This is a genomic window from Streptomyces sp. NPDC005281 (assembly GCF_040607495.1).
Classification (GTDB): Bacteria; Actinomycetota; Actinomycetes; order Streptomycetales; family Streptomycetaceae; genus Streptomyces.
In genome coordinates this window covers 339,599-362,126 of record NZ_JBEXGX010000005.1, presented here as the reverse complement: position 1 = coordinate 362,126, position 22,528 = coordinate 339,599, and the positions used below count along the sequence as shown (strand labels likewise).

The window sequence follows — 22,528 nt, the reverse complement described above, 5'->3', positions numbered from 1 at the left end:
GGTACGTCACCCCGCTCGAAACGAGATCCTTGCTCAGGCAGAACCTCGTCCCGGCAGCGTAAACACCCGCTGTCCAGTTCGCGGGGGGAACTTCATAGAGCGCCCTCGGCTGTCAGCGGCGTTCAGGAACTTAGGCACGTGCCGATCCTGACATGTGGCCGCTTAACCGGCCAGTCTTGCCCTGTGCCTGCGAGAGCTTTATCGAGGAGATCGAGCCGGGGAGCTTGGTCGGCTTGCAGGCTCCGGCATGCGCATCAGTAACAGGGTGGTCCCGACTCGGGGGAAGCAGCCTGAACTGGGCGGTCGCGGTAGCCCAGTCCCGGTCATACAGCGTGCTCCCGGCGAGCACCCCGAGCGCGTTCCCGTGTTTCGTCACGGGGCGCGATGCGCTTTCGTCGAACAGGTCAGCCAGCTGATCTCGACCGGGAGATCCGTTGTCGAGGTTTCGGACCTGGGTTGAGTCGACACGGTTTCGAGTTCCGCAAGAGCTTTCGACGGCCCGAAGGTGTGACTGACCATGAAAGTTGTCTCTAGCTCTACACGGCCCTGTGTCTACGTCCAGCTCGCTGCTGCCGAGCCCGCGATCCTGATGATCACGGCACCCCGCAACTCTGCTGCGGATTTCGCTGGGCGTGGGGGGTGACCGTGTTCGAGTGTAAGCAGCTGCGAGGTGACGTTGAGCTCTCGGTGCTCTCAGAACAGTGCTAGGCCCTCGCCGCTGGTATCCGCGATGACTGGCCGGAGCTGGGCGGGGAGGCCGTCCAAGCGGTCAGGACCGGCCGCAGCAGCCACGGCAGGAGCCGTCTCGGCCAACCAGGCACGAAACCGCTCGGCGGCTTCGCGGTAGGGGACTCGCGCCAGGACACGGTGCTCGCCGGAGGGGCAGAAGTCGACGGCGACAGTGAGCACGCAGGATCGGGGTGCGTTCTGACTGCCTGTCCAGGACACACGCAGGACACCGCAGGGCTTGCGCCCGCCAGAAGCGCGGTGGGTCGGGCGCAGCGATCGACAGGCCGTGTGGGCGGTCCATGCGGCGAGGTGGGGCAGGGGCAGGGTGGTGCGTGCGCGGCAGCCGGGGCAGCGGTGCCAGTGGCGGAGCCAGTCGTCGCTGTTGGTGGCGAAGAGGCGTGTGTAGCGGTTCGCCACGCGGATGTCTTTGCTGTACAGGTGGTCGGGGCGTTCCTGTGTGTTGCAGGACTGGCAGACGGGGGCGCGGACGTAGCCGTGTTCGTGGCAGTGGTCGAGGACGGCGGCAGGTGCAGTGCGGCAGACGGCGCACGCCCACCCGGCCACCCTGCGTGAGATACTGGGCTTCCTGCTGAGCACCGAGTACAGCTGGCCTTCCAGCTCCCTGCCGTACGGGCGCGGTGAGGCGGTGGGGTCTTCGGGGCTGGTCGTCTGCCGACCGTCGGAGGCTCGGGTCTGCCGAGGGCGGGAGGGCGGCTCGGTGACGGCTGTGCTTGCCTGGCGGGTCCGCGCGGCTTGCACCCACTGTGTCTCGGTGTGCTCGGCCGCGTCGAGCAGCCTGACCAGCGCGCGGCAGCCACCACGTCCGCTGAGCCCGGTCTCGGGTCTGCTCCACGAGCATCTGTCGCCAGTCGATCCCCGCCAGATGGTGCGGTCGGCCGACTTCGCGCCGTGCTGCCCGCTCGGGGCCGCCCAGTTCCTGCAGTTCCCCCATGATGCGTCGGCGCCAACGCAGCAGCGTTTCCTTGTCGCACTCCTGCCTTGGCGCCCCACGAAACGGACCGATGCGGACCAGGTCCTGCCGATCCATTCCCACCGCGTTCAGTTCCGTGGCCGCCCGGCGCACTTCGACCTCCATAACACTCCACTGACCGCCGCTCGCCTTCACCGTCGCCATCACATGGCCGCCGAGCAGGACGTACCCCACCCGGGCATGGGCAGGAGAGCAGGTGAATGCCCCAGAAGCCGTCGGCACAGCACTGTCGGCCGTCAAATCGACCCACAGGGCGTCCGCGGTGCCTAGGGTGATCAGGTCGTCCGTGCGACCGGGTATGACACGCTCTGACATACCGGCAGGCTAACGGCCTGCAACGCGGCAACGGGTTGCCAAGTGCCTCGGTCAGCCGGGCCGCCACCCACGCCGCATACCCTGCCCCGCAATTCCTTAGTTCTGAGCATCTGGCTCGTCAGCACCTCCCGTGCCCGCAGCCTCACCACCAGAACGTCAAGAATGCGAACTGTGGCGAGCGGGTGCGTCGGCTGTCATGGTCGCTCTGCTTCAGGACTCCTCCGCAGAGGTAGTCGGTGGGTCTAAAGCTGGGGCGCGTTCTTCCAGCTCTTCGACACCATGGTTCCCGCCGGCGTATTCCTCAGCAGCCCCTCCCAGTTCGCGGCGGTCATCTGGGTGGACCACCTAAACTGTCTCGCGACCGACAACCGGTCTGCCAGGCCGGTTGTCGTGAGGACAGCGAATTGGAGTAGCACGCTGAGGGCGTTCGTGGCGTGGTGTGAATGGATGGAGATCCTGCCGGTCGGAGTCAGCGTCACGATCCCCGCATAGGCGGGGGGCTTCTGAGCCTTGTCCTGGTGAGCGAAGCCGTGGCGAACCTTGACCATGGCATCCAGGAACGAGGAGGCGTCGGGTCCCCGGTACGTCGTGGCTCCGACGCGCCAGTTGCTGCCCTTTCCGAGCTCGGCTGGGGCGACCTCCACGGCCCAGTCCCAGTCGGATGTCGGGTCGTATCGGAAGAAGGTCCAGTAGAGCTTGCGCAGGTTGTAGGGACTCGGGGTCTGCACCATCCCCTTCTTGCCATCGATCTGGTACCAGGGGGCTGGCGGAGTGGCCTGCGGATCGAGTGGCTGAGCGGTCAACGCGAGATCTTCATTGAACGCTTCGAGCGCCCCGACAGCGGCCACCACGACAGCACGGTTGAGCGAGGAGTGCTGTTTGCCAGGCTGCCCGCCACCAGGCTTCCCCTGCGCGCGGCGGTCCGCGGTCGTCTGCCGGAGGCGCTCTTGGATCACATCATGGATGCGCTGAGCGTCACTCAGGTAGTCGATCATGCGGTCCAACGGACCCTGGAGGGGATGAAGCGCCATGTAATACTCCCGCTCGGTACCAGGGCCCGCACAGTTCACCAAGTGTGCGAGCCTGCAGGCTAGTTGATGGAGATGCCGCCCTGAAATCTACTTGGCTGAGCGCCCGGAGCGATGAAGGTCTACTTCTCCGGTGCACGGCACTTCGCGGCGGCTCCAGTCGGCCGTCACTGGTGGCAGACAGCTCGCAAACTCAGGGCAGCTGACAACTTCGACGCTCAGGCGGCGACAGCCACCGTGCTCAAACGGACGACGAACCACAGGTCGCCGTAGGACTCCAGTGACAACTCTCGACCAGTCACAGAAGGTTGTGGATGCACATAATCGCGGCTCCGGGAGGCGAGAGGTCGTCTCGCCCCGAGCGGGAGAGTGGCCGAGGGCGGTCGGGTTCAGTGGCCGCCGTGCGAGAAGGTGCTTGTGCTGGGCTGACTCAGCAGGTGCCCAGCAGCCCGGTGCGGATCACCTGGTCGCGCAGCAGAGTGAGGGTTTCGGGCTCGTCCTCGAAAATGTCCTCGGCTCCTGGGGTCAGAGCCTGGTGGAACATGGCGTGGACGACGTCGGCGGTGGGCTGTTCCCAGATGGTTGCCGCACAGGCGTCCGCCTCCTTCAGGTCGTTCTTTTCGAAGGCAGTGCGCCACTGGTCCAGCAGAAGCGGGGTGATTCGGTAAGCGTTGAGACGCCCGCGGACAAGGATTTTCCGGTTGAGGCCGAAGACCTTGATTGTCGCGTCGCCCCTGTCTGTGAGGTCGATATATGCGCCGGCAGCGAGCGAGAGGTGCAGATGCGGAGCGGGATCCTCACTGCTGGGGTCGATGAGCAGGGGTGTGCCGTCGTCGGCGAGGGGGAAGAGGTCGCGTTTGAGGTGGCTGTTGCACAGGGAACACGCCAGAAGGTGGTTGTGCCAGTCGAAGGTGCGTAACGGATTCATGCGGACGGGCTCGAAGTGGTCGATGTCGGTGCCCTGGTTGTCCCCGCAGTACATGCATCGCTCCAGCCCTGGTGCCATCTCCGCCAGGCTGTCTTTCAGCACAGGGCGTATATGTTTCCGGACAGTGGTGTGCCTCCATAACTCCTTGGCTCGCTCCTTGGGAACAGCCGCCTGCCCGATGTCACCGGTGTAGCCGACCATTGAAGTCAGCGTTGCCTGTGGGAGTGGCACCCTCTTTACCCGGATCATGAATCGCGCCTGGGGTGACGGGAGTGAAGCCGGGCTGCGATTTCGTCGACGCGAGTAGCCGGGGAACTGGCCAACTGGCGCTTCAGATCGCGGTATTGGACCTTTTTCTCCTCGCTGGCCCGGCCTCGCACCACGTCCAGCTCCAGGGCCAGGAGCTCCTCCCGCTTCTGTTCGGCCTGGTCCGAGTAGGGAGTGTCGAGCCCGAACAGGTCCGAGAGCACGGCGTCGTCACCGCTGCCGAAGATGACGCGGTCGTAGAGGTACTGGGGTACAACCTCCACGGGGTTTTCCTCGTCCGGGCCCGGCAGCCGGATCAGGCCACCTGGGTCCGCTGCCTGGCAGATGTACGGGCTGTGCGTGGTGACGATGAACTGAATGTTCGGGAAGTGCGCCTTCAGCCAGCCGCCGATGCGCTTCTGCCAGGAAACGTGCAGATGGGCGTCGATCTCGTCGATGATGACGACCCCGGAGTTCGGAACGTTCGGTGTGCCGTCCGTCGTGTCCAGGGCGAGTTCACCGTAGGCGTCGTGGATCTGCTTGAGGATGTCCACGACCAGGGCCGCCACCGTGCGGTAGCCGTCGCTCATCTCCCGCAGCGGAAACCGGTGGCTGCGGTTGACGACCCACAGACCCTCGGAGTCGACGTTGTCGATCTGGTAGTCGTCGGGCAGCAGGTCGTCACCCAGGATGGCCAGGGCGGCCGCTTTCATGTCCCGGGCACCGTCCCGGTCCTCGAACGCGCGTAGGTGCTGCTCGATGAGCCAACTCACGCCTTCCGCCAGCGATGCGTCCTCGTGGAAGAGACTCGTCAGCCGGGCGACCGTGCCTGAGCCGGACATCAGCCGCTGGATGTCGCTCGAGCCTCCGGCGAGCCTGCGGAAAGGTCCGTACCCCGCGCAGAACCATCCCACCGGATTGTCGGCCCATGGGCCGCGCTGGGCGACGGGGTGTTCCTTCTGGTAGCCGACGGCGTTCAGCGCCGGCTGTCCGGCCCTGCTGGAACCCGGCTTGCCGGAGAGCGACGTCTGGTCCGCTGCGGTCCAGCGCAGCCCTGCCCAGATCGGCCGGACCGGACGTCGGCCCGTGGTGAACTGGTCCTGTTCCGGGTCATGGACCAGGCACACTTCGGCCTTCGCCACCGTCTCGTCCCGGGACACCCAGGTGTCGAACCCGGGGACGAGGCTGCGGGCCACCGCCGGACCGCTGATCGCCAGCGCGATCGCGCGCAGCAGCGTCGTCTTGCCCGAGCCGTTGCGGCCCGCCAGTACCGTCCAACCAGCGTATGAGCCGTCGGGCCTGGTCAGGTCCAGGTCGACGTTGCGCGCACCGTGGAACGACCTGATGTTCCGTAGGCGAAGGTTCTTCAGGTACATGTCTCGTCCGCCGGGATCCCGTTCTGAGGTGAGAGTCGGACAACTGCAGACTCCGTGGTGACTCTAACGCGGCGTTGTGCCAAGTCACCGCAGGTCAGTGGCTTCCCTCCAGGAAGGGGCTGCGCGGTCCCGCCCAGGTGAGGGCGAGCTGTTCGCGGGCCCTGGTGGCCGCGACGAAGAGCAGCGAGCGCTCACGCTGCAGGTCACGGTCGTGTTGGGTACGGTCCTCGGAGACCGGGATGACGGCACCGGGTTGTGGCACATGGTCCGCACCCACTCCGATGATCGCGACTGCCCGGTATTCCAAGCCCTTGATCCGGTGCATCGTCATCACGTGCACCCCGGAACCGATCGCCGGAGTCTGTCGCGGCCTCACCTTGACGGCCTTGATCCCCGCATCGTTCAAGGCCGCCACCGCCGTGTCCACGAGCTTGTTGGTCCGGGCGGTGACGACGATTTCGTCCTCCTTCAGGCCCTCGCCCAGCCACTCCTTGATCCGTGCGGTCAGGCCGGCGAGTTCGGCGGCAGTGGAGGGATAGTCGATCATCTCGGGCTTCGCCCCGCCGAGAACCGACCGGTAGCCGCCCAGGTCCTCGGTCGCGTCGTCGAGGTCGTCGAAGCTTGCGTCGCCGAGCAGGCTCAGCGACGTTCCGAGAATCTGGCGGGTCGTGCGGTAGTTCAGGGTCAGCCGCTTGGAGCGTCCGCCTCGCACGTTGATGCCGTGGGCGCTCAGCGTGGTCCGGTTGTCGTAGATCCGCTGGTGGGCGTCGCCGACGATGAACAGGTCGTCCTCGCCGACCGGGACCAGCGCCCGCAGCAGCTTCCAGTGCGCGGCGTGCAGGTCCTGGGCCTCGTCCACGACGATGTGCCGGTACGGTCGGGTCTCGTCGTTCCAGCCGGAGGCGATCCGGGCTGCCTGTGCGGCGAGTTGGGTGACGCCGACCTCACCCGCCGCGTCCAAGCGATGTTCGAAGGACTCGATCAGGCTCCACACCAGTGCCCGTTCCGGGCGGTTGAGGCGTCGGCCGCGTCCGGCCCGGCTTGCGGCCAGGTAGTCGTCACGGCTGCGTATGTCCTGGGCGAGAACGACCTGCTTCCACTCGGCCTCCAGGAAACGTGCGTCCCAGCGGTGGGGCTGCTGTTCTTCGGCCAGGTCGTCCCAGCGCTGACGGATCTCGTCGTCTCCGAGAGACTTGGGAGTCTCCGCGCCGAAGATCTCCTTGGCGATGCCGTAGGCGACCTTGTCGATGTTGCGAACGTCCACCTTCGCGGTGAGCTGTGCGCCGCCGAGGTCCTCCAGCAGCGAGCGCAGCAGCTCGGCGAGGGTGGTGGTGTAGGTGGTGAGCAGGATCGCCTGGCCGGGTGGCAGCCGGTCGGCCAACGCCTTGACCCGGTGCAGCGCGACGACGGTCTTGCCGGTGCCGGGGCCGCCGGTGACTCGTACCGAGCCCTTGTTGGGGATCTTGCGCTCGGCCAGGGCGCGCTGGGCCGGGTGCAGGAAGATCCGCCAGGCCGACAGCGGCTCGGACATGATCCGGCCGAACTCGGCGACGTCGCCGGTGACGACGAAGGACTCCTTGGTCGCGGGGCGCTCGTTGGCGGCCTCGTAGTCGTCGGGGTCGATGGTGTCGCTGGTGGCGGCGACCGAGCTGACGTGGGTCCACACGTCCTCGACGGTCATGCCGTCGGCGAGGCAGAGGATCACGTCCCTGGCGAGCTTGGGCAGGTGCTCCACGAAGCCGAGTATCGCGTCGATGCTGCGGATCTCACGCAATGCCGGTACGACCGACGGGTGCACGCCGAGCAGGTCGAAGTCGGCGTCCGAGACGTGGGCGAAGACGGACGGCTCCTCGGCGGCAGGCGTCTTGGCGGGCTGGCCGCTCAAGGTGCCGTGAAGGCTCGCGAGATTGATCAGCTCGACGCCGCCGGTGACCTTGTTGATGTCGAAGATGATGTGGGACGCGAGCGTGTAGGCGTCGTCGTGCGGCAGCACCGCGACCAGGTAATAGATCCGGTCGGCGTAATGCATCAGTACCGCACGGAAGTTGTCGTTGATCCTGGCCGTGCGCACCCGTTTGTCCTCGGCGCCCTTCGGCGGCTTGAGGTTCAGCCCGTTGGCGTCCGGGTCGCGCTGCATCTTCATGATGAACTGCAGCACTTGAGCCTGGACCGACCCGTCGAGCTTGTCGTAGTACTTGCCGAAGACGTCCGCCATGACGACCTGGGCTTTGGACATCACACATTCTCCAAACGCTCGGCCAACTCGGCCACATCAACTGTCTCGGCATGTACGACGTGCCAGCCGGCCGCCTCGAAAGCGGCGTCACGGTGCTCGTCCGTATCGAGGAACACCGCCACCTTGGCGTCCGGCCAGGCGAGTTCCGCCTGCTGGGCAACCCGGTCGTCGAGCTCGAAGCCGACCTCCGGGGCGCCGAAGTGACGAGTGCGGGCCTCCCGACACAGGGCGAACAGCAGTTCCTCGGCCTGCGAGGAAGCCCATTCGACCGCCTCCGCCCAGGGCCCCGGCAGCTGCTCGGGCAGGCCCGTGGTGGTGGGCAGCGCACCCGCGAGGAGGGCGACCGTGTGCGGGTCGAGCTGCCCGGCCGTGGACATCGCGATCTGGTGGAACGAAGACGGCAGTGCCGAACCCCGGTCACCCGTCAGCAGCTGCAGCAGGTTCGACCACCGCAACCAGTCGGCCCACCGCGCCCGATGGCCCGGTTCGGCGACCGCCTCGTCGCGGTCGTCCAGCACGGTGAAGGCCGACCAGGCCGACATCCCGGGCTGCCCGGTCGCGGGCTCGGGCCGCCGGTCGAGCAGCCCGATGACGCGCAGCCCGCCCAGGGTACGGACGTCCATCGCGATGGCGTCGGCGGCGGCCGGGCCGGCGGGCACCGGCAGGGTGCCGCCCGCCAGTACGTCCGGCAGCCGCTCACCCACCGAACGCCGGTCGACCGGCACCCGTGCCGCGCCGCCCCCGGCAAAACCGCCGACCAACGCTGCCGCCCTACGGGACCACTGCTCCGCGTCGGGATCGGTGAGCACCGCGAGCAGCGTCTCGATCGGGTTGCGCAGCACCGGATCCAGCGTGTCGTCGGGGCGCGGGCCGCCCGTCAGCATCTGATGGATCTGCCGGGCCGCACGCAACGCGCCCTCACCGAGCAGCGGTTCGGCAGGGGTACGCACCGGGCGGTCGCCCGCGGTCCCCTCCACCGCCGCCTTCCAGGCCATGACGTCCGGGTGCGTGAACTGCCACACCTGCATGCCCTCGGCCCGAAGCGCTTCCCGCTTGGTGGCGTCGTCGGCGATCCGGTTGATACCGGTACTGGCGTGGAAGGCGTAACCGTCGAGGAAGATCGCGATACGTGTCGACGGTCCGTCGATCCGGGTCAGCAGATAGTCCGGCTCACTGGGCGCGGACGTCAGCTGCCGCACATGGTCCTGGAAGAGCCAGCGGGTGCTGCGGCCGTCCGGGCGGGTGAAGCGCAGCTCGTACTCCATGCCACGTTCCCCGGCACGGGGCGTCACCGAGCCGGACTCCGGACGACGGCTGCCCCACTCCACGAGGGTACGGACGAACTGCTTCTCCAGTTCGCTCTCGGCGAGCTGGTCGATGCGCACTCCCGACAGGGTGTCGACACGCTCGGTGTCCCAGCCCGTGAGGATCTCGTCCAGGAGCTCCCTGGCCACGCGCAGTGAGGCGAAGGGATGCTCGCTGCTACTGACGTGCGGCAGCAGGCAGCGATGGCACGGGGTGCGCAGGTTCTCCTTGCCGCAGGGGCAGTCCCGCAGGGCGGTCTGGGCGAGGGTCAGTACCCGGTGCAGCACGGTGGCGTCGGCGAGGTGCTCCAGATAACCGGTGCCGCCCGGCATGGAGTCGTGCAGCACCAGGAAGCGGCGGCGCAGGTCCCGGGTTCCGCCCGGCATGGTCGCGGGCACGACCCGCAGATGGTCGGGAGCGCCGCCGAAGTGCTTGGTTATGCCCAACAGCAGAGCAGCCTTGAACGACACGAGCCGGGTCTGCAGCTCCATCGTGGAGACGGGCAGCAGGATCCGCAGCGCCTGAGTGGTCAGCTCGTGCGCCAGTACAAGCCGCTGCATCGAAGCCGTCTCGGCGGTGATCCCGTCGTCCTTGTGGCTGCACCAGTACGCGTGCCGGGTACCGATCCGCTCGGCGGCCCGGTCCCAAGCCTGCGGGTGCACGCCGCGTACGGCCCCGCACTCCAGACAGGTCTCGAAGCCGGGGACCTGGTGGTCGTCACCGGCGATCTGGTGCTCGGGGCCCGCGGCGGAGGCCGGGCCCAGGTTGAGCGTGCGGATGGTCGCCACCCGCGCGAACTCCACACCGAACGGCAGTTCCCCGATCCGTTTCCAGGCACGCAGCCCCTGCGGCTGGTCCGGGTCGATGTCCACCAGCGTGACGTCGTTGAACCGGCGCCGCTCGCGCTCGTCGCGCTCGTCGGTGAGCCGCGCGTCCTCGCGCCGCTCACGGGCGGTGACCCGTTCGGGCACGAGCACGGTGTGGAGTGCGCCGGGGTCGGCGATCTGGACGGCCTCGCAGCGCGGGCAGGCGGTCAGGTCCAGCCCGGCCTCGGCGGTGGCGACGTAGCCGCACTCCGGGCACAGTCGCCACTTGGCATAGGCGGTGTCGCCCTCGCCGGCTCCGAGATCCAGCCCGTTGACGATGTACTTGTAGCCGTCGGTGTGGAAAGTGTTGCCGGGCGCGAGTTCCAGCAGGGCCATGCGCGAGCCGCGCCCGTACTCGGTCAGCTGGTCCTGGAACTCACCGTCGGCGTCCTTCCACCACAGCGTCGCGTCGAGCAGTGTGGCGTCGTCGTGGAGGGTGTAGTTGGGTAGCAGGCCCAGGCGGACCATGGCGTTGATCGAGTTCTCACCGACCAGGGCATCCCTGCGCCTGCTGACCGACCTGCGCTCCGCATAGAGCTGGCGGCGCTGTTCGTCGCGTTCGCGGTCGCCGGAAGCCGTGGACAGGGCGTCGAAGGCCCGGCCGATCTGCCGGGACCGAGAGCGCAGTGCCTCCAGGCGTTTGCGCCAGGCGGTGGCGGCCTGGCCGACGGTCTGCTCCAGCTCCAACTGCGCGAACTGGCGCAGGCCTTGATCGGCTTCGGGCGACATCCCGGGGAAGAGCCGGATGAAGGAGTCCGAGAGGTCGGAGTGCCGGGTCTGGGCGACGTCGAGGAAGCGGCGGAACCAGCCGTCCTCGGCCAGCCCCTTGGTGAAGAGCGCGCCGATGCGGTGCGGCATCGGCTCCTCGGGCATCATCGTCCACTGCCACAGACTGCGGTCGGCGGCCCGGTCCAGCAGGAACGCCAGGTACTGGCGGCGCAGGATCTCGGAGGCGTCCAGGTAGCAGTCCGGCGGGATGATCCGGCCCGCGAGCATCTCCTCGGGCGCGTGCAGGTAGTACTGGTTGCGGGCGCCGCGCGGTACGAACGTCACGGTGAGCGAGTTGCCGGTGCTGCGGCCGGCGCGGCCGATGCGCTGCGCGTAGTTGGCGGGCGCGGGCGGCAGGGAGGCGAGCAGCACGGCGGACAGATCGCCGATGTCGATACCGAGTTCGAGGGTGGGCGTGCAGGTCAGGACATTGGGGTCGAACGGCGAGGGGCGGTTCTTGAAGGCCTGCTCGACCTCCTCGCGACGGGCCCGGCTGAGCGCGCCCGTGTGCTCGGCGGTGAGCACGTCACCGGGGTGGTCGACCGTGTAGAGGCGGCGGTAGTAGTCGTCGCTGTAGTCGCGGTCGTCGGTGGTGAAGCGGCCTTTGCACTGGAAGCGCAGGCAGGGCGTGTCGAGCCAGTCCTCGCGTCGGCCGGGCGGGACGGTGTGCCGCCAGGTGCAGCTGCCGCAACGGACGCCGTGGTCGTTGACACTGGTTGCGTCGGCCGTGTCAGCACCGCTGCCATCTTCAGGAGCCGACGGATCGTCGGCGAGGCTGTGCACCAGGATGGTGCGCGGCTTGAGGGCGAAGACGGTCGAGCCGCCGTCGGCCGGATAGGTTGCCAGTACTTCGCGCTGCGCGAGCAGCTTCATGGCCTGCTCGGCGAGGGCGCGGGCCTCGCGTCGGTCGCAGCCGAGGGTCCGGTGGCCCCAGTCGGCGAACCAGGTGTTGTCGCGGTTGAGCGAGTCGAAGTCGGTCGGACCGACGCGTCCGAGGACCGGGAAGGTCGGTGCGGCCAGTCCGCGCGGGAAGGCGGGCATGCCGGTGGGGCGGCCACCCCAGATCGGCCAGCGCCGGGCGCCGGCCTGGGCGATGTACTCCTTCAGCCAGGGGTGGAACAGCGCACCGCGCAGCCGCATCCGCTCCAGCAGCCCGCGAAGGAAGATGACGTAGTCGGCGTCGTCGGTGGGGAGGGTGATCTGCCCCGGGAGACGCTGATGGGCTTCCCGCAGCAGGGCTGCCACGGCGGCCGCGTCGGGGAGGTACACCTCGGCGGCCGCGGTCCGGGTCAGTTCGAGGGTGCGGCCCAGGCGGGAGCGCAGACCGAACTCCATCAGCGTCTGGAAGACCATACGGTCCTGCAGCATGTACGCGCCCGCGTCGCTGAACCCGTCACCGCTGAGGAGCGTACGGATCTCCGGGTTGTCGCGCAGGTCAGGAGGCACGATCGAGGCAAGTTTGCTCATCTCGCCCTCCTCGGAGCCCTTTTCGGCGGCCGTCACGACGGCTTGGGCGGCGTCGGTGGCCAGGTCGTGCACGGCGACCGGCACGCCCGGTTCGAGTTGCTCGGCGAGCAGCCCGCGGAACGTGAAGCCGAAACTGCGGTTGGCGATGAACGCGGCCCGGTGGGTGGCGTCCTGGACGGAGTCGGTGAAGACCAGCAGCTTGCGCTCGTCCTTGGCCAGACCGCGGTCCGAGAAGAGCTGCGTGGTGGTGACGGAGGCGAGGGTGGCGGTGCCCGCACCCAGGAAGCGCATGCCGTCGGTCAGGTCACAGGACGGGCACTTGTCGCCCGCGTTGGCGGGGATGGGCCCGGCGACGGTGATGACGGGTACGGTCTGGGCGCTCGGCACCGTACGCAGTTCGGCTTCCTCGGCGTGCAGAAAGACAGGGGTGTCCTCGCCGGGCCTGGCGCGGATCATCCAGCGGACGGCACGGTTGCCCTGGGCGGAGGCACGGTAAATGTCCAGCGGCTTGGTCTTGAGCTGCTGCCACTCCAGGTCCGTGGACAGTGCCGCCCAGCCGGAGCGTCCGCAGTGGCGGCAGTACACGGCGGGGAGATGGGCACGATAGGCCGGACCGACGGGGCGGATGAACGGCACGGGGCTGTTCGGAGCGAGGCCGGGGATGCCGGTGCCGTCGTCGGACTCGGCGTCGGCGGTGCTGTCCACCTCTGCGGAGTGATAGATGGCGAGGTTCGCCGGGTTGGGACGGGTGTCACCGGTAGGGCCGTCGTCGTCGAACCAGCGGAAGTGCGGCGTCGGCGTCGCGGCGCGGATCACGCGGCGGACCTCACGGACCCAGAGCTGGGCCTCGACACGGAGAAAGGGACTGATGCGGCCGGTGTTCGGGTCCTGGACACGGGCGGTTGAGACCAGCGCGAGAAGCCGGGCGAGGCCGGTGGCGACCAGATTGATGTCGGTACGGGCCGCCTCGTCCCAGGCGGCGCCACCGCCGCGCTTCGCGAACTCGCGGGCGATCTCCGGGACGGTGACGGGGGTGTCGCCCGCGACGTCGAGGAGAGCGCGGATGAGGTTGTGCTGGCGGAGCTTCTTGCCGAGTTGGACGGGGTCGGCGAAGTCCATGCCGACGACGAGCTCGGCGAGCCGGTGGAGGGCCGACGGGTCGTTCAGGGGATCGGGGACGGCGGCGAGGGCGTTCGGGGAGGGAACAGGGAGCAGGAAGTCGGGCTCGGCGACGAACTCGCCGGGTGTCTGACGGTCCTCACCGATCAGGGCGGCGTCCGGGAAGGGCGTGCCGAAGACCTTCTCGGCGAATTCGAGGAGGAGTTCGCGGTCGGACCTCTGCGGGCCGTCGGGGATGGAGGCGGCGTCGGTGGAGAGGTTGCCGCCGGTCGTGGCGTTTCCACCGGCTGCACCGGTCCCGCCCCCGAGGGTGGCGGAAGTGGCGACGGGGGTGATCGTGCCGAGGGGGCGGCCGGGCTCGGCCTTGCCGGTGGCCGCGCCCAGGCGACGCAACAGCATCGCCACGTCGGTGCCCTGAGCACCGTCGTAGGTGTGGAACTCGTCCAGGACGACGTACGTCAGCCCGCCGTCCTGCCAGAGGGGGACGTCCGGGATGCGCTGGAGGAGCAGGTCCAGCATCTTGTAGTTGGTGAGCAGCAGGTCCGGCGGGTTGGCGCGGATGGCCTCACGGTCGGTGATCAGGCGACTGTTCGGGGACAGTTGGGTTGGGGTGATCGTGCTCGCGCCGGACTCACGGGCGTAGGAACCGGGGGCGTTCTCGTCCTCGTCGTCCGGGGGACGGTTGCCGGACGCGCCGCCGATGTAGATGCCGGCGGTGACGGCGGACAGGGCGCCGTTCTTGGAGAGAAGGTCGTCGATACGACGGGCCTGGTCGTCGGCCAGGGCGTTCATCGGGTAGAGGAGCAGTGCCTTGACGCCCTTCACTCCAGCGGCGCGGGCGCGGGCGCAGTGATCCAGGATCGGGATGAGGAACGACTCGGTCTTGCCGGAGCCTGTGCCGGTCGTGACGATCGTCGGCTCGGGGGCGTGGCCCGCCTTGCTGGACAGTCGCTGCCAGGCGTTGGCCTGGTGGGTGTACGGCGGGAATTCGGTGGGGAACCAGTCAAGGGCCTTCTCCCAGCCGCGGGGCGCTTGCCGGAAGGGCGTACGTACGCGGAGGTACGGGCCCCGGAAGAGCCTGCTCTCCGGCCGCTCCAGGAATGCCTCAAGCTCCTCGCGAACGTCGTCGTCGGCGAGCGCGAAACTCGTCGTGAGGTACGCGGCGAGGGCACGACGCAGATCCTCGGCGGCCAAGGAGGGAAGCATGGCTGGGTGCTACCTGCTTTCCGGGGCGGGGGTGGGCGTGGATTCAGGTGTGGTCAGGGGGTGCTCGGCGAGGTAGGCGGCGTAGTCGCCGTATTCGCCGGCGTGGAGGCGGGCGGTGAAGTCGGCGTGGGCACGGGACATTTCGGCCTCGCGGTTCGGCTTGACCCAGCCTTCGGGGATGGCGGGGGTGGGGTCGCCTGCGCGGGCGGCCTTGACCCAAGCCTTGACGAAGGTGCTCTCTTCGGGGGTTTGTCGGATGCCTACGTTGTGCGTCGCCGCGCCGATCTTGTGTCCGTCGGGCGCGAAGAACATCTCCCACTCGTACTTGCGCAGTACGGCGAACTGGGAGCGGTACATCGCGCAGAGTTGCTCGGCGGTGAGGCCGAGCATGACGGCGACGAGTGCGTCGATCTCGACTAGGGCCATGCGGCGGTCGTACTCGGTGCGAAGCGGTGTAGCGATAGACCAGGTTGGCGCGATTGACTGGATCGGCGGACGGGAAGACGTCAAGTCGGTCCATCGGTCACTCAGCCAGGAGGATTCGAAAAGCTCACTCCAAAAGGACGAGTATTCGCGAGTAAGGCAATTGAGGCGCAGGGTACGCAGCAAGAGGGATGTCGACAAAGGATGTTTCAATGGGAGCGGGAATTGTTCAATCAATCCAACTCGAATGTCTTCCTTAGCTGAAGTGCGCCCGACGTATTCGATAGGAATACTCGACCAGAGTCCACCAATGATGGCGGTTTGCCTGTCCGTCGCCAGGGATAGCGTGTGAACCGCATCGATGTGTGTAGGGCCGGGGGGAATTATTGCCGCTTGTAGGTAGCGTTCGTTCTTGAGCTTCGCCATGCGACGCCACGCCACCCGGAAATAATCCACAGAGCACTTGTCCGCCCAGGTCTGTTGAGCCTCAAGAAATTCACTCTCCGAGCAGGCGCGAATATAATTGGTTCGCGGGATTATCGAGTCTGGAAGATTTTCCAGATCATACGGCGTGTAATCGCTATTACCATTGACGACCTCGTTCGGCTGTTTGGCGAATGGAGTCGCAACGGTGAAGTGAGGTCCCTGGAGGACGACGTCGTCCCAACGAGACGGAGTGCTGGTCTCCCAATGGATCAGACCGCGCTCCTTCGCAGTTCTCTCGTTTAGCGCAGATGTGGACCAAAACTTGACGGATGAAGTCCTTACTGGAAACTTTGCCAATGTTTGAAGCGTGAGACTCTCATCCTGTGTGACTGTCCTAAGGAATCGCGCCCATCGCGACGGCGTCCCAGGTTCGTCAATAAGCGCGGCCCATCCTGCGAGGATTGAGTCGGTCACCTCTACAATCCTTTTCTGGTGGGGTCTGCAGTCCCATCCCCCGGACTCGAATTGAACGCCAGGAGCGTCGCCAGATCCATCGTGTTTCATGGATAGATCAATCATATCCGGATGGAAAAGTGAACACATGCTCAGGAAGAATGGAGCCCTCGATTCTCCATAGATGTGGATTCCGAACACTTCTGTGTGGTCGATCTCGGAGAATAGCTTCAGTTCGTTGGTGAATTGAAAATGACGCCGCAGGCGCTTGTACGTGTTTGCGCGGAGGGGTCCGGCCTTGGGGTCGTTGAGGTGCGACTCTGGATGAATTAGGCCAATCGTTCCGCCTTTCCCCATGTTTCGCCAAGATCGCTCCATGAAATTCATGTATAGATTTGTTCGAATTCCTTCGAGAATTTGATGGTCGACGGGGGACTTTAGGAGTTCGGTGGAACCGGACCATTCATTCAAATCGGCGAGATAGCCGCGCCGGGCTGTAGGCGTGGCGAGCGTTTTGGAGCGTCTCGGAACTCTAACCTTTTCCGGAGCCTTCTCATTCAGGCCAAGCCACGCGTCATGTTCAGCCAAGGCGATGTGGTCTTCCCAATCCAATCGCACCCAGGGCGGGTTTCCTACTTGTAGATCAAACCCTCCCTGTTCGAAGACATGTGCAAGCTCCAGCTCCCAGTGGAAGAACCCCTGTCGTCGGGATACGGTGTCCACCTCGCTAAGCCACGGGAACCGCACCATCACCGATGGCAGGTCCGCGCACTGGCTCATCACTCGGTCGAATTCGTCGTCCGTAGCCAGTTGTTCAAACACGCCAGTATCGGCGAACAGCCCAAGTTCGTCATCCAGCCCTGCTGCGCCACCACCAATACGGCTGGACTGCCTTGCCTTCGCCTTGGCAGCTGGAACCCCAAGTACCGCTTCACAGAAGGCCAACCAGTCCTCCATGCTGGGCGGCGCGGGGGTGTCGAGCTGACCCACCGGCCAGAACCACAAGGTGCACCAGGCATCCATGACCAGCTTCAGCCGGCCACGCGGTGAACCAGGCTCGTTCAGCGCGCTTTCGATCTTCTCGCGCGTCACATTTCCCGACGCCTTCGGCAGTGGCTGTTCGGGGTCCACCTGCCACACGTCGATCTGGCGCCGGACCTCAAGCTCGCTCACGATCAAGCGACGCCGGGTCAGCTCCCATAGCCGCTCAACCCGTGTCGCCAGCGCCAGCATTCGCCTGCCGTGCGCCACCGACGGCGTGGCCGTGACAGCCGTCCGCCACTTGGCCAGAGCGTCGCGCTCCTCCTTCGCCAGTTCCTTCGCCTGTTTAGCGTCGGCGACCGCGCCCCACCCCTTGGCAGGCAGCAGGAAGTGGTGGATCTCCTTGCCCGTCTGGAACTGGCCTTCCTCGGCTCCTGCCCGCAGCGGCCGGTTCGTCGGGACCGTCGTCAGCCATGCCTTCCGCTTCAGCGCCTCCACCGAATACACCGCCCGCCGCGCCCCGATCAGCGAATTGCCGCGACGCAGGTGCAGGCCGAACCAGGGGGCCTTGAGGCCTTCGTGCATCGAGTTGAGCCAGAGTGAAACCTCTGCCAGCTCCACTGCAGTCTGGTTGAGGTCGACGCCGTAGGAGTTGTGCAGGGCAAGGTAGGCCTTGACCTTCTGGAGTTCCGCCTCGTACCGGTCCGGCGGCAGCTGTTCGCCACCGAGCTCCGCCATCCGGCGCTTCAGGTATTCCGCCGCCAGCTGGTTGATGGCCTCGTTGAGGAACGCGCCCGATCCGAGAGCGGGCTCACACACCGTCAGGTCAAGGATCGCCCGGGCTGGCGTCGTCACGCCGTCCTGATCCAGCAACTCGGCCAGCGCGTGCTTGACCGTACTTCGAGTCAGTACCTCCGGCGTGTAGTAGGACGCCGACCGCTGCCGCTCCCGCCCCGACAGGCGGTAAACGAAGGTGCCTTTCTTGTGCAGGACCCGCTTCTTTATGCCCGTCAGCTCGTCCGTCCGCTTGACGAAGACGTCCTCGTCGTAGTTATCGGCGTCCTTCATCGGCACGACCCAGGTGCCGCTCAGCCCGTCCGAATCCGGCTTGGCAACCTCGTACAGGTCATCCCAGGCGAAGAAACCGGTGTACGACATCAGGCCCTCGTACACCGCGCCCAGTTGGTTGATGCCCAGCTGCGCGTACGAGATGAAGCCCTTGCCCGTGCCGCCACCGGCCTTGCCACGTCCGCTGCCGCGCCCTTGGGTGAGCATGAGCAGGTTGAGCACCCGCCAGAGCACTCGGTTCCGCAGCTTCGTTTCGATCCGTTCGCCCTCGACCGAGACTGAGCCGATCAGCGGAGTCGCATTGGCCCGGAACAGGTCACTGCGCAGCGCTTCGAAGCGCAGGCCGTCCGCGTCGAGGACGGTCACGCTGTCTTCGGACGGAGCCTCGTCCTTGCCCAGGGGGCGGTGTCCTTGGTCGACCAGCCGGAACAACAAATCGAGAGAATCGGCGAAGTGGGTGCCCTCCTGAGCCTCCTCTGGAAGGTCATAGGAGACCAGTTCACCGAGTCGGGCGAGACCGTAGCCGTCCTGATAGGCGTCGTCCTTGCTCGGCAGGATGCCAAGTTCCGGCCGGGCCTCCGCGTACAGCAGGAACAGAATCCGGTACAGGTACCGCAGCGACTCCCGAGTGAGCCGGCTCGCCAGGTCAGCCGGGTCGCCCAGCTCCGCCGGATCGGCGCCGCCCTCCTTGAGCCGGTCCAGGATCTCCTGGGCGATGAGTTCGACGGACTGCCGCAGCCCCTCCCGCAGCTCCTTCGAGACGCCCACCGCATGCTTGCGGCCCTTGTCGACCAAGCCGTCCAGGTATCCGGCGACACCACCCGCCGTCAGCAGCGACTCCGCGCCGAACAGCGCGGCCACCGCTTCCAGTTCCTCGCCGTCCGCGCTGAGGTTGCGATCCAGAGCCTCGTCGACGCTCACCGCGAGGAACCGGCCCTCGTGCCAGGCCGTGCGGTCGGCGAGAAGTACCACGCCACCCGCGAGCAGCAGGACGTAGCGCGGGGCGTAGCCGTCCTCGCAGCCGAAGAGGAAGGTGACGGCGTCGGCCGCACCGGTGATGAGCTGCTTGCCGTCGAGCTGGATCGGGTCGAGGAGTTGCGCGCCGCCGTCTTCGACGTCCGCGACGACGAGTTCGCCGTCCACTTCCCAGGTGACGTCCAGGGCGACGAGTTCCAGGCCGCCCGGGCCCGTGACGGCGAGCGCAACCGGCACCGACCGTTCCTTGTCGCCCTGCATCACGCCGAAGTCGCCCCGGCGCAGTCGGGCGTGCGTGGAGCCCTCGGGCTCCGGCGTGGCCTCGGCGTCCTGGCCTTCGCCCTCCGGCTTGACGTACGCCAGGGCTGCCAGCAGATGGTCGTTGAGCTGCCGTACCTCAGGACCGTCAAAAGCCTTGTTCTCGGTGATGCGGACCTTGGCCTTGAAGTACTTGCGTCCAAGGCCCTTCACACCCGACCGGGACGACGGAGCGCCCGCCCGGTCGGCGGAGGTCCAGCGTTTGCGCAGCTCGGTGAGGTCGCGGGCGAACAACTCGGCGAGGTAGTGGGCGGAGATGTACTCACCGCGGTTGGTGATCGCTTCGAATGCCACGGTGTCACACGCCCCTCTGCTGCTGAATTTCGTTGCCGCCGACGGCCGCGGGCGGAGCGAGGACCCCGATCACCCGCACCATCGCCTCACCTTGCGTGGCCAACTGCTCGATGAGGTGCTCGACCTCCACCGCCGTCTTCTGCACGCGCGTTTCCTCGTGCTTCCGCCGGATGCCGCTGAAGCTGAGCTGCTCGAACGTCGACAGGCTGGCCTTCCGCCAGGCTCCCAACCGTTGCTCGTACTCGGCGAGTTGCTCCACCAGAGGGGATTCCTGCTCGTTGCGCAGCACGGCGATGTGCTCGCGGCTCGCCCGTACCGCCGCCGGGACCAGCGCCTGCAAGGCCGCCGAGTCACCGGTGAAAGGCCGGTTGAGCATTTTCGGCTTGACCCCGGCCCGATCGAGTACACCCACCAAGTCGTCGTCGAAGACGGGTGTGCCGCTCGCCAGGCCCGTCACGCAGGTCCAGGCCAGCACGGTCGGGTGGCCCTTGGCGTTGGAGTACATGCCCTGGGTGAGGAACACCGGTTCGGTCACGTTCGCCGTGATGATCGGGGCGGTGTTGCGGGTGAGCTTGACGAGGACCTTGTCGGTGAGCCACTCCACCACCGGGTGCTGGTCCGTCAGGTAACTGACATCGGGCCAGCCGGAGGTCTCGGTACGCTCCTGCTTGGTGATCGCGCCCTTCGCACGGTTGCCACTGCGCTCACGGGCCCGGTCCAGTCTGTCCTGGCCGAACTCCTTGTCGAAGGTGACCCGGAGCTGTTCCAGAACCCGCCGCTCGTCGAGATACGACTTGGGAAGGACCAGCAGGCGTCGCTGGAGTTCGCGGTCCGGGGTGAAGACCATCATCTTGGGGTGGTCCTCGTCCCAGTGCTTGCCGATGCGCTGTTCCGGGTTGTCGTAGACCTCCTCCAGGGCCTCCTCGACAAACGCACGGGTGGACGCGAACAGCTGCGGCACCTGGTAGCCCGGGGAGTCGCCCTCCGGGGTGTGGTCGGCCATGAACGCTTCGAAGGGGTCCAGCGGGACCGCCGGCACGACCGAGTCGAACGGTTCCTCCTTCGCCAGGAGGCGCTCCATGATCGCGGTCGTCTCGGCGTCCTCGTCACGCAGCCCGAGGATGGAGGCCGCCTCGCCGAGGGTGCGGTGGACCTCGTCCTCACGCCTCAGCAGTCGCTCGGACACCGCCCGGTCGGCCGACGGGCGCTCCGGGTCCTCGTCGTCGGTGAGCAGCAGCAGCGCGCGGATCTCGGGGGAGTGCTGCTGGCCGTAGCGGTCGATACGGCCGTTGCGCTGCTCGATGGTGATCAGGGACCAGGGCAGGTCGTAGTGGATCATCTGGTGGCACTGACGGTGCAGGTTGACGCCCTCGGCGGCGATGTCACCGGTGAGCAGGATCCGCAGGTCACTGCCGGCCAGGCTGAAGTCCTTGACAGTGCGCTGCTGTTCATCGTCCGAGAGACCGCCGTGGAGCTGGCGGACTGCGCCGCTGGTTTTGCCCCGGCTCGGGGCGAAACCGAGGGCCGAGGGCAGGGTGTCCTGCAGTATCTGCAGCGTGGCACGGCGCTCGGAGAAGATGACGACGCGGGCGTCGGACCCGGGGCCGACCTTGATCTCGTCCTTGAGGACCTTCACGAGCCGCCGGAACTTGGCGGCCTCCTCGATGTCGATGGCCTCGGCGATGGTGCCGAGGCTGACCAGCGCGTCGCGTTCGGCCTGACGTTCCTGCGGGTCGGAGCTCCCGTCGATGGTGTTGATCCGGTTGTCGACCGTTTCGACCAGGGCGGAGTGGGAGGAGAGGAAGGACTTCAGCAGGGTGTACGGGAACAGCCGGGCACCCTTCCCGGAGACAGGGGCGGTGCGGCCGTCCTTCGGGTCGATCCAGACGTCGTACAGCTCATCGAAGACGCGCTGCTCGGCCGGCGTCGCCGTGCAGTCGAGGGCTACCGGCGGCTTGCGGGTGGCCCACATGTGGCCGATCTCGGCCGAGACGTCGGAGGACATCTTGTGGCGCCGGATGTAGAGGTGCTGGAGCTGCGTCTCGTCGTAGTCACTGGTGTCGGGGATGGCCGTCGGGTCGAGCAGGCTCAGCAGTTCGCCGAAGGACTCCCGCTGGCCGTTGTGCGGGGTGGCGCTGGCCAGGATCAGGGCGTCGGTCTTCGGTGCGAGGAGCTGGGCGAGGCGGTTGTTCTTCGTCCCCGTGTTGATGAGTTTGTGCGACTCGTCGATGACGACGGCGTCCCAGGTGACCTGCATGAGGTGGCTGCGCCAGCGGTCGGACCGCAGGGTGTCGATCGAGATGATCGCCCGCTTGTAGTAGGAGAAGGGGTTGCGGCCGGCGGGGATGTCGTTCTTGATCCGTTCGATACCGGCGGAGTCCAGCCGCACCACCGGGATCGCGAAGCGCGTCCACAGCTCGTGCTGGAACTGCTCCAGGATGTGCTTCGGCGTCACGACGAGGATGCGCTCGCCGCGTCCGCGCCTGATCAGTTCGGACAGCAGCAGTCCGACCTCGAGGGTCTTGCCGAGGCCGACCGCGTCCGCGATCAGCAGTCGGGGGCGCAGGGCACGCAGGGCGGCCTTGGCGGGCTCGCGCTGGTAGGCGAGGTCGTCGACGAGATGGGTACCGACGGTGGCGAGACGCTGCTCGGAGAGGGGCAACGGCGTCTTGCGGAGCAGCGCGTCGATGAACAGGCGCGAGCGGCGGCACTCGGGGGAGTCGTCAGGGACGAGCTCGGTGTCCTCGGGGCGCAGCGGGGTCACCCGGTCGAGGTTCTCGTGAGCGAAGAAGACCGCGCGCTGATCGCGGACCAGGGGCGAGATGCCCCGTACGTCGAGGCGGGTGCCGTCCTTGGTGGTCTCGTCGACCTCCACCACCAGCCAGTCCTCGTCCCGGGCGCGGACCTGCATCCCGGCGGCGAACTTCGCGCCGTCGGGCGTATCGCCCGGGACGTTGCCTGACGCGCTGTCCGCGACGGTGGCCATCGGCGGGTCTCCTTCGATTGCTGC

The 22,528-nt window shown here is 67.1% G+C and carries 8 protein-coding genes; all 8 read right to left on the bottom strand.

The genetic code is table 11. The features are described from left to right. Positions 1-693: 693 nt before the first annotated feature. Positions 694-1,488 (bottom strand): endonuclease domain-containing protein, encoded by a 795-nt coding sequence (locus tag ABZV42_RS10540; protein WP_356051604.1) that lies wholly within the window; start codon positions 1,486-1,488, stop codon positions 694-696. Between the two features lie 789 nt (positions 1,489-2,277). Then, positions 2,278-3,030 (bottom strand): hypothetical protein, encoded by a 753-nt coding sequence (locus ABZV42_RS10535; protein ID WP_356051602.1) that lies wholly within the window; start codon positions 3,028-3,030, stop codon positions 2,278-2,280. 463 nt (positions 3,031-3,493) lie between these two features. Then, on the bottom strand, positions 3,494-4,192 hold the full coding sequence (locus ABZV42_RS10530; RefSeq protein ID WP_356051600.1) for an HNH endonuclease: 699 nt from the start codon (positions 4,190-4,192) through the stop codon (positions 3,494-3,496). 44 nt (positions 4,193-4,236) lie between these two features. Then, positions 4,237-5,613: an AAA family ATPase gene (locus ABZV42_RS10525; RefSeq protein ID WP_356051598.1), complete on the bottom strand. Its 1,377-nt coding sequence runs from the start codon at positions 5,611-5,613 to the stop codon at positions 4,237-4,239. 94 nt (positions 5,614-5,707) lie between these two features. Next, positions 5,708-7,849 carry a UvrD-helicase domain-containing protein gene (locus tag ABZV42_RS10520; protein ID WP_356051596.1) on the bottom strand — a complete coding sequence of 714 codons (2,142 nt, stop codon included), beginning with the start codon at positions 7,847-7,849 and terminating at the stop codon, positions 5,708-5,710. After that, entirely contained in the window at positions 7,849-14,580 is a 6,732-nt protein-coding gene (locus tag ABZV42_RS10515) for a DEAD/DEAH box helicase (RefSeq protein WP_356051594.1), read from the bottom strand. The genes ABZV42_RS10520 and ABZV42_RS10515 overlap by 1 nt, the downstream gene beginning before the upstream one ends. A gap of 9 nt (positions 14,581-14,589) precedes the next feature. Beyond that, positions 14,590-19,518, bottom strand: a complete 4,929-nt coding sequence (locus ABZV42_RS10510) for a type II restriction endonuclease subunit M (RefSeq protein WP_356051592.1) — start codon at positions 19,516-19,518, stop codon at positions 14,590-14,592. Positions 19,519-19,522: 4 nt separating this feature from the next. Continuing rightward, positions 19,523-22,504, bottom strand: coding sequence for a DEAD/DEAH box helicase (locus tag ABZV42_RS10505; RefSeq protein WP_356051590.1), 2,982 nt, complete (start codon positions 22,502-22,504; stop codon positions 19,523-19,525). Positions 22,505-22,528 lie beyond the last annotated feature (24 nt).

Coding starts and splice junctions, on each gene's coding strand:
- ABZV42_RS10535 (WP_356051602.1), bottom strand. CDS start 3,030: ATGATCGACTACCTGAGTGACGCTCAGCGCATCCATGATGTGATCCAA.
- ABZV42_RS10530 (WP_356051600.1), bottom strand. CDS start 4,192: ATGGTCGGCTACACCGGTGACATCGGGCAGGCGGCTGTTCCCAAGGAG.
- ABZV42_RS10525 (WP_356051598.1), bottom strand. CDS start 5,613: ATGTACCTGAAGAACCTTCGCCTACGGAACATCAGGTCGTTCCACGGT.
- ABZV42_RS10520 (WP_356051596.1), bottom strand. CDS start 7,849: ATGTCCAAAGCCCAGGTCGTCATGGCGGACGTCTTCGGCAAGTACTAC.
- ABZV42_RS10515 (WP_356051594.1), bottom strand. CDS start 14,580: ATGCTTCCCTCCTTGGCCGCCGAGGATCTGCGTCGTGCCCTCGCCGCG.
- ABZV42_RS10505 (WP_356051590.1), bottom strand. CDS start 22,504: ATGGCCACCGTCGCGGACAGCGCGTCAGGCAACGTCCCGGGCGATACG.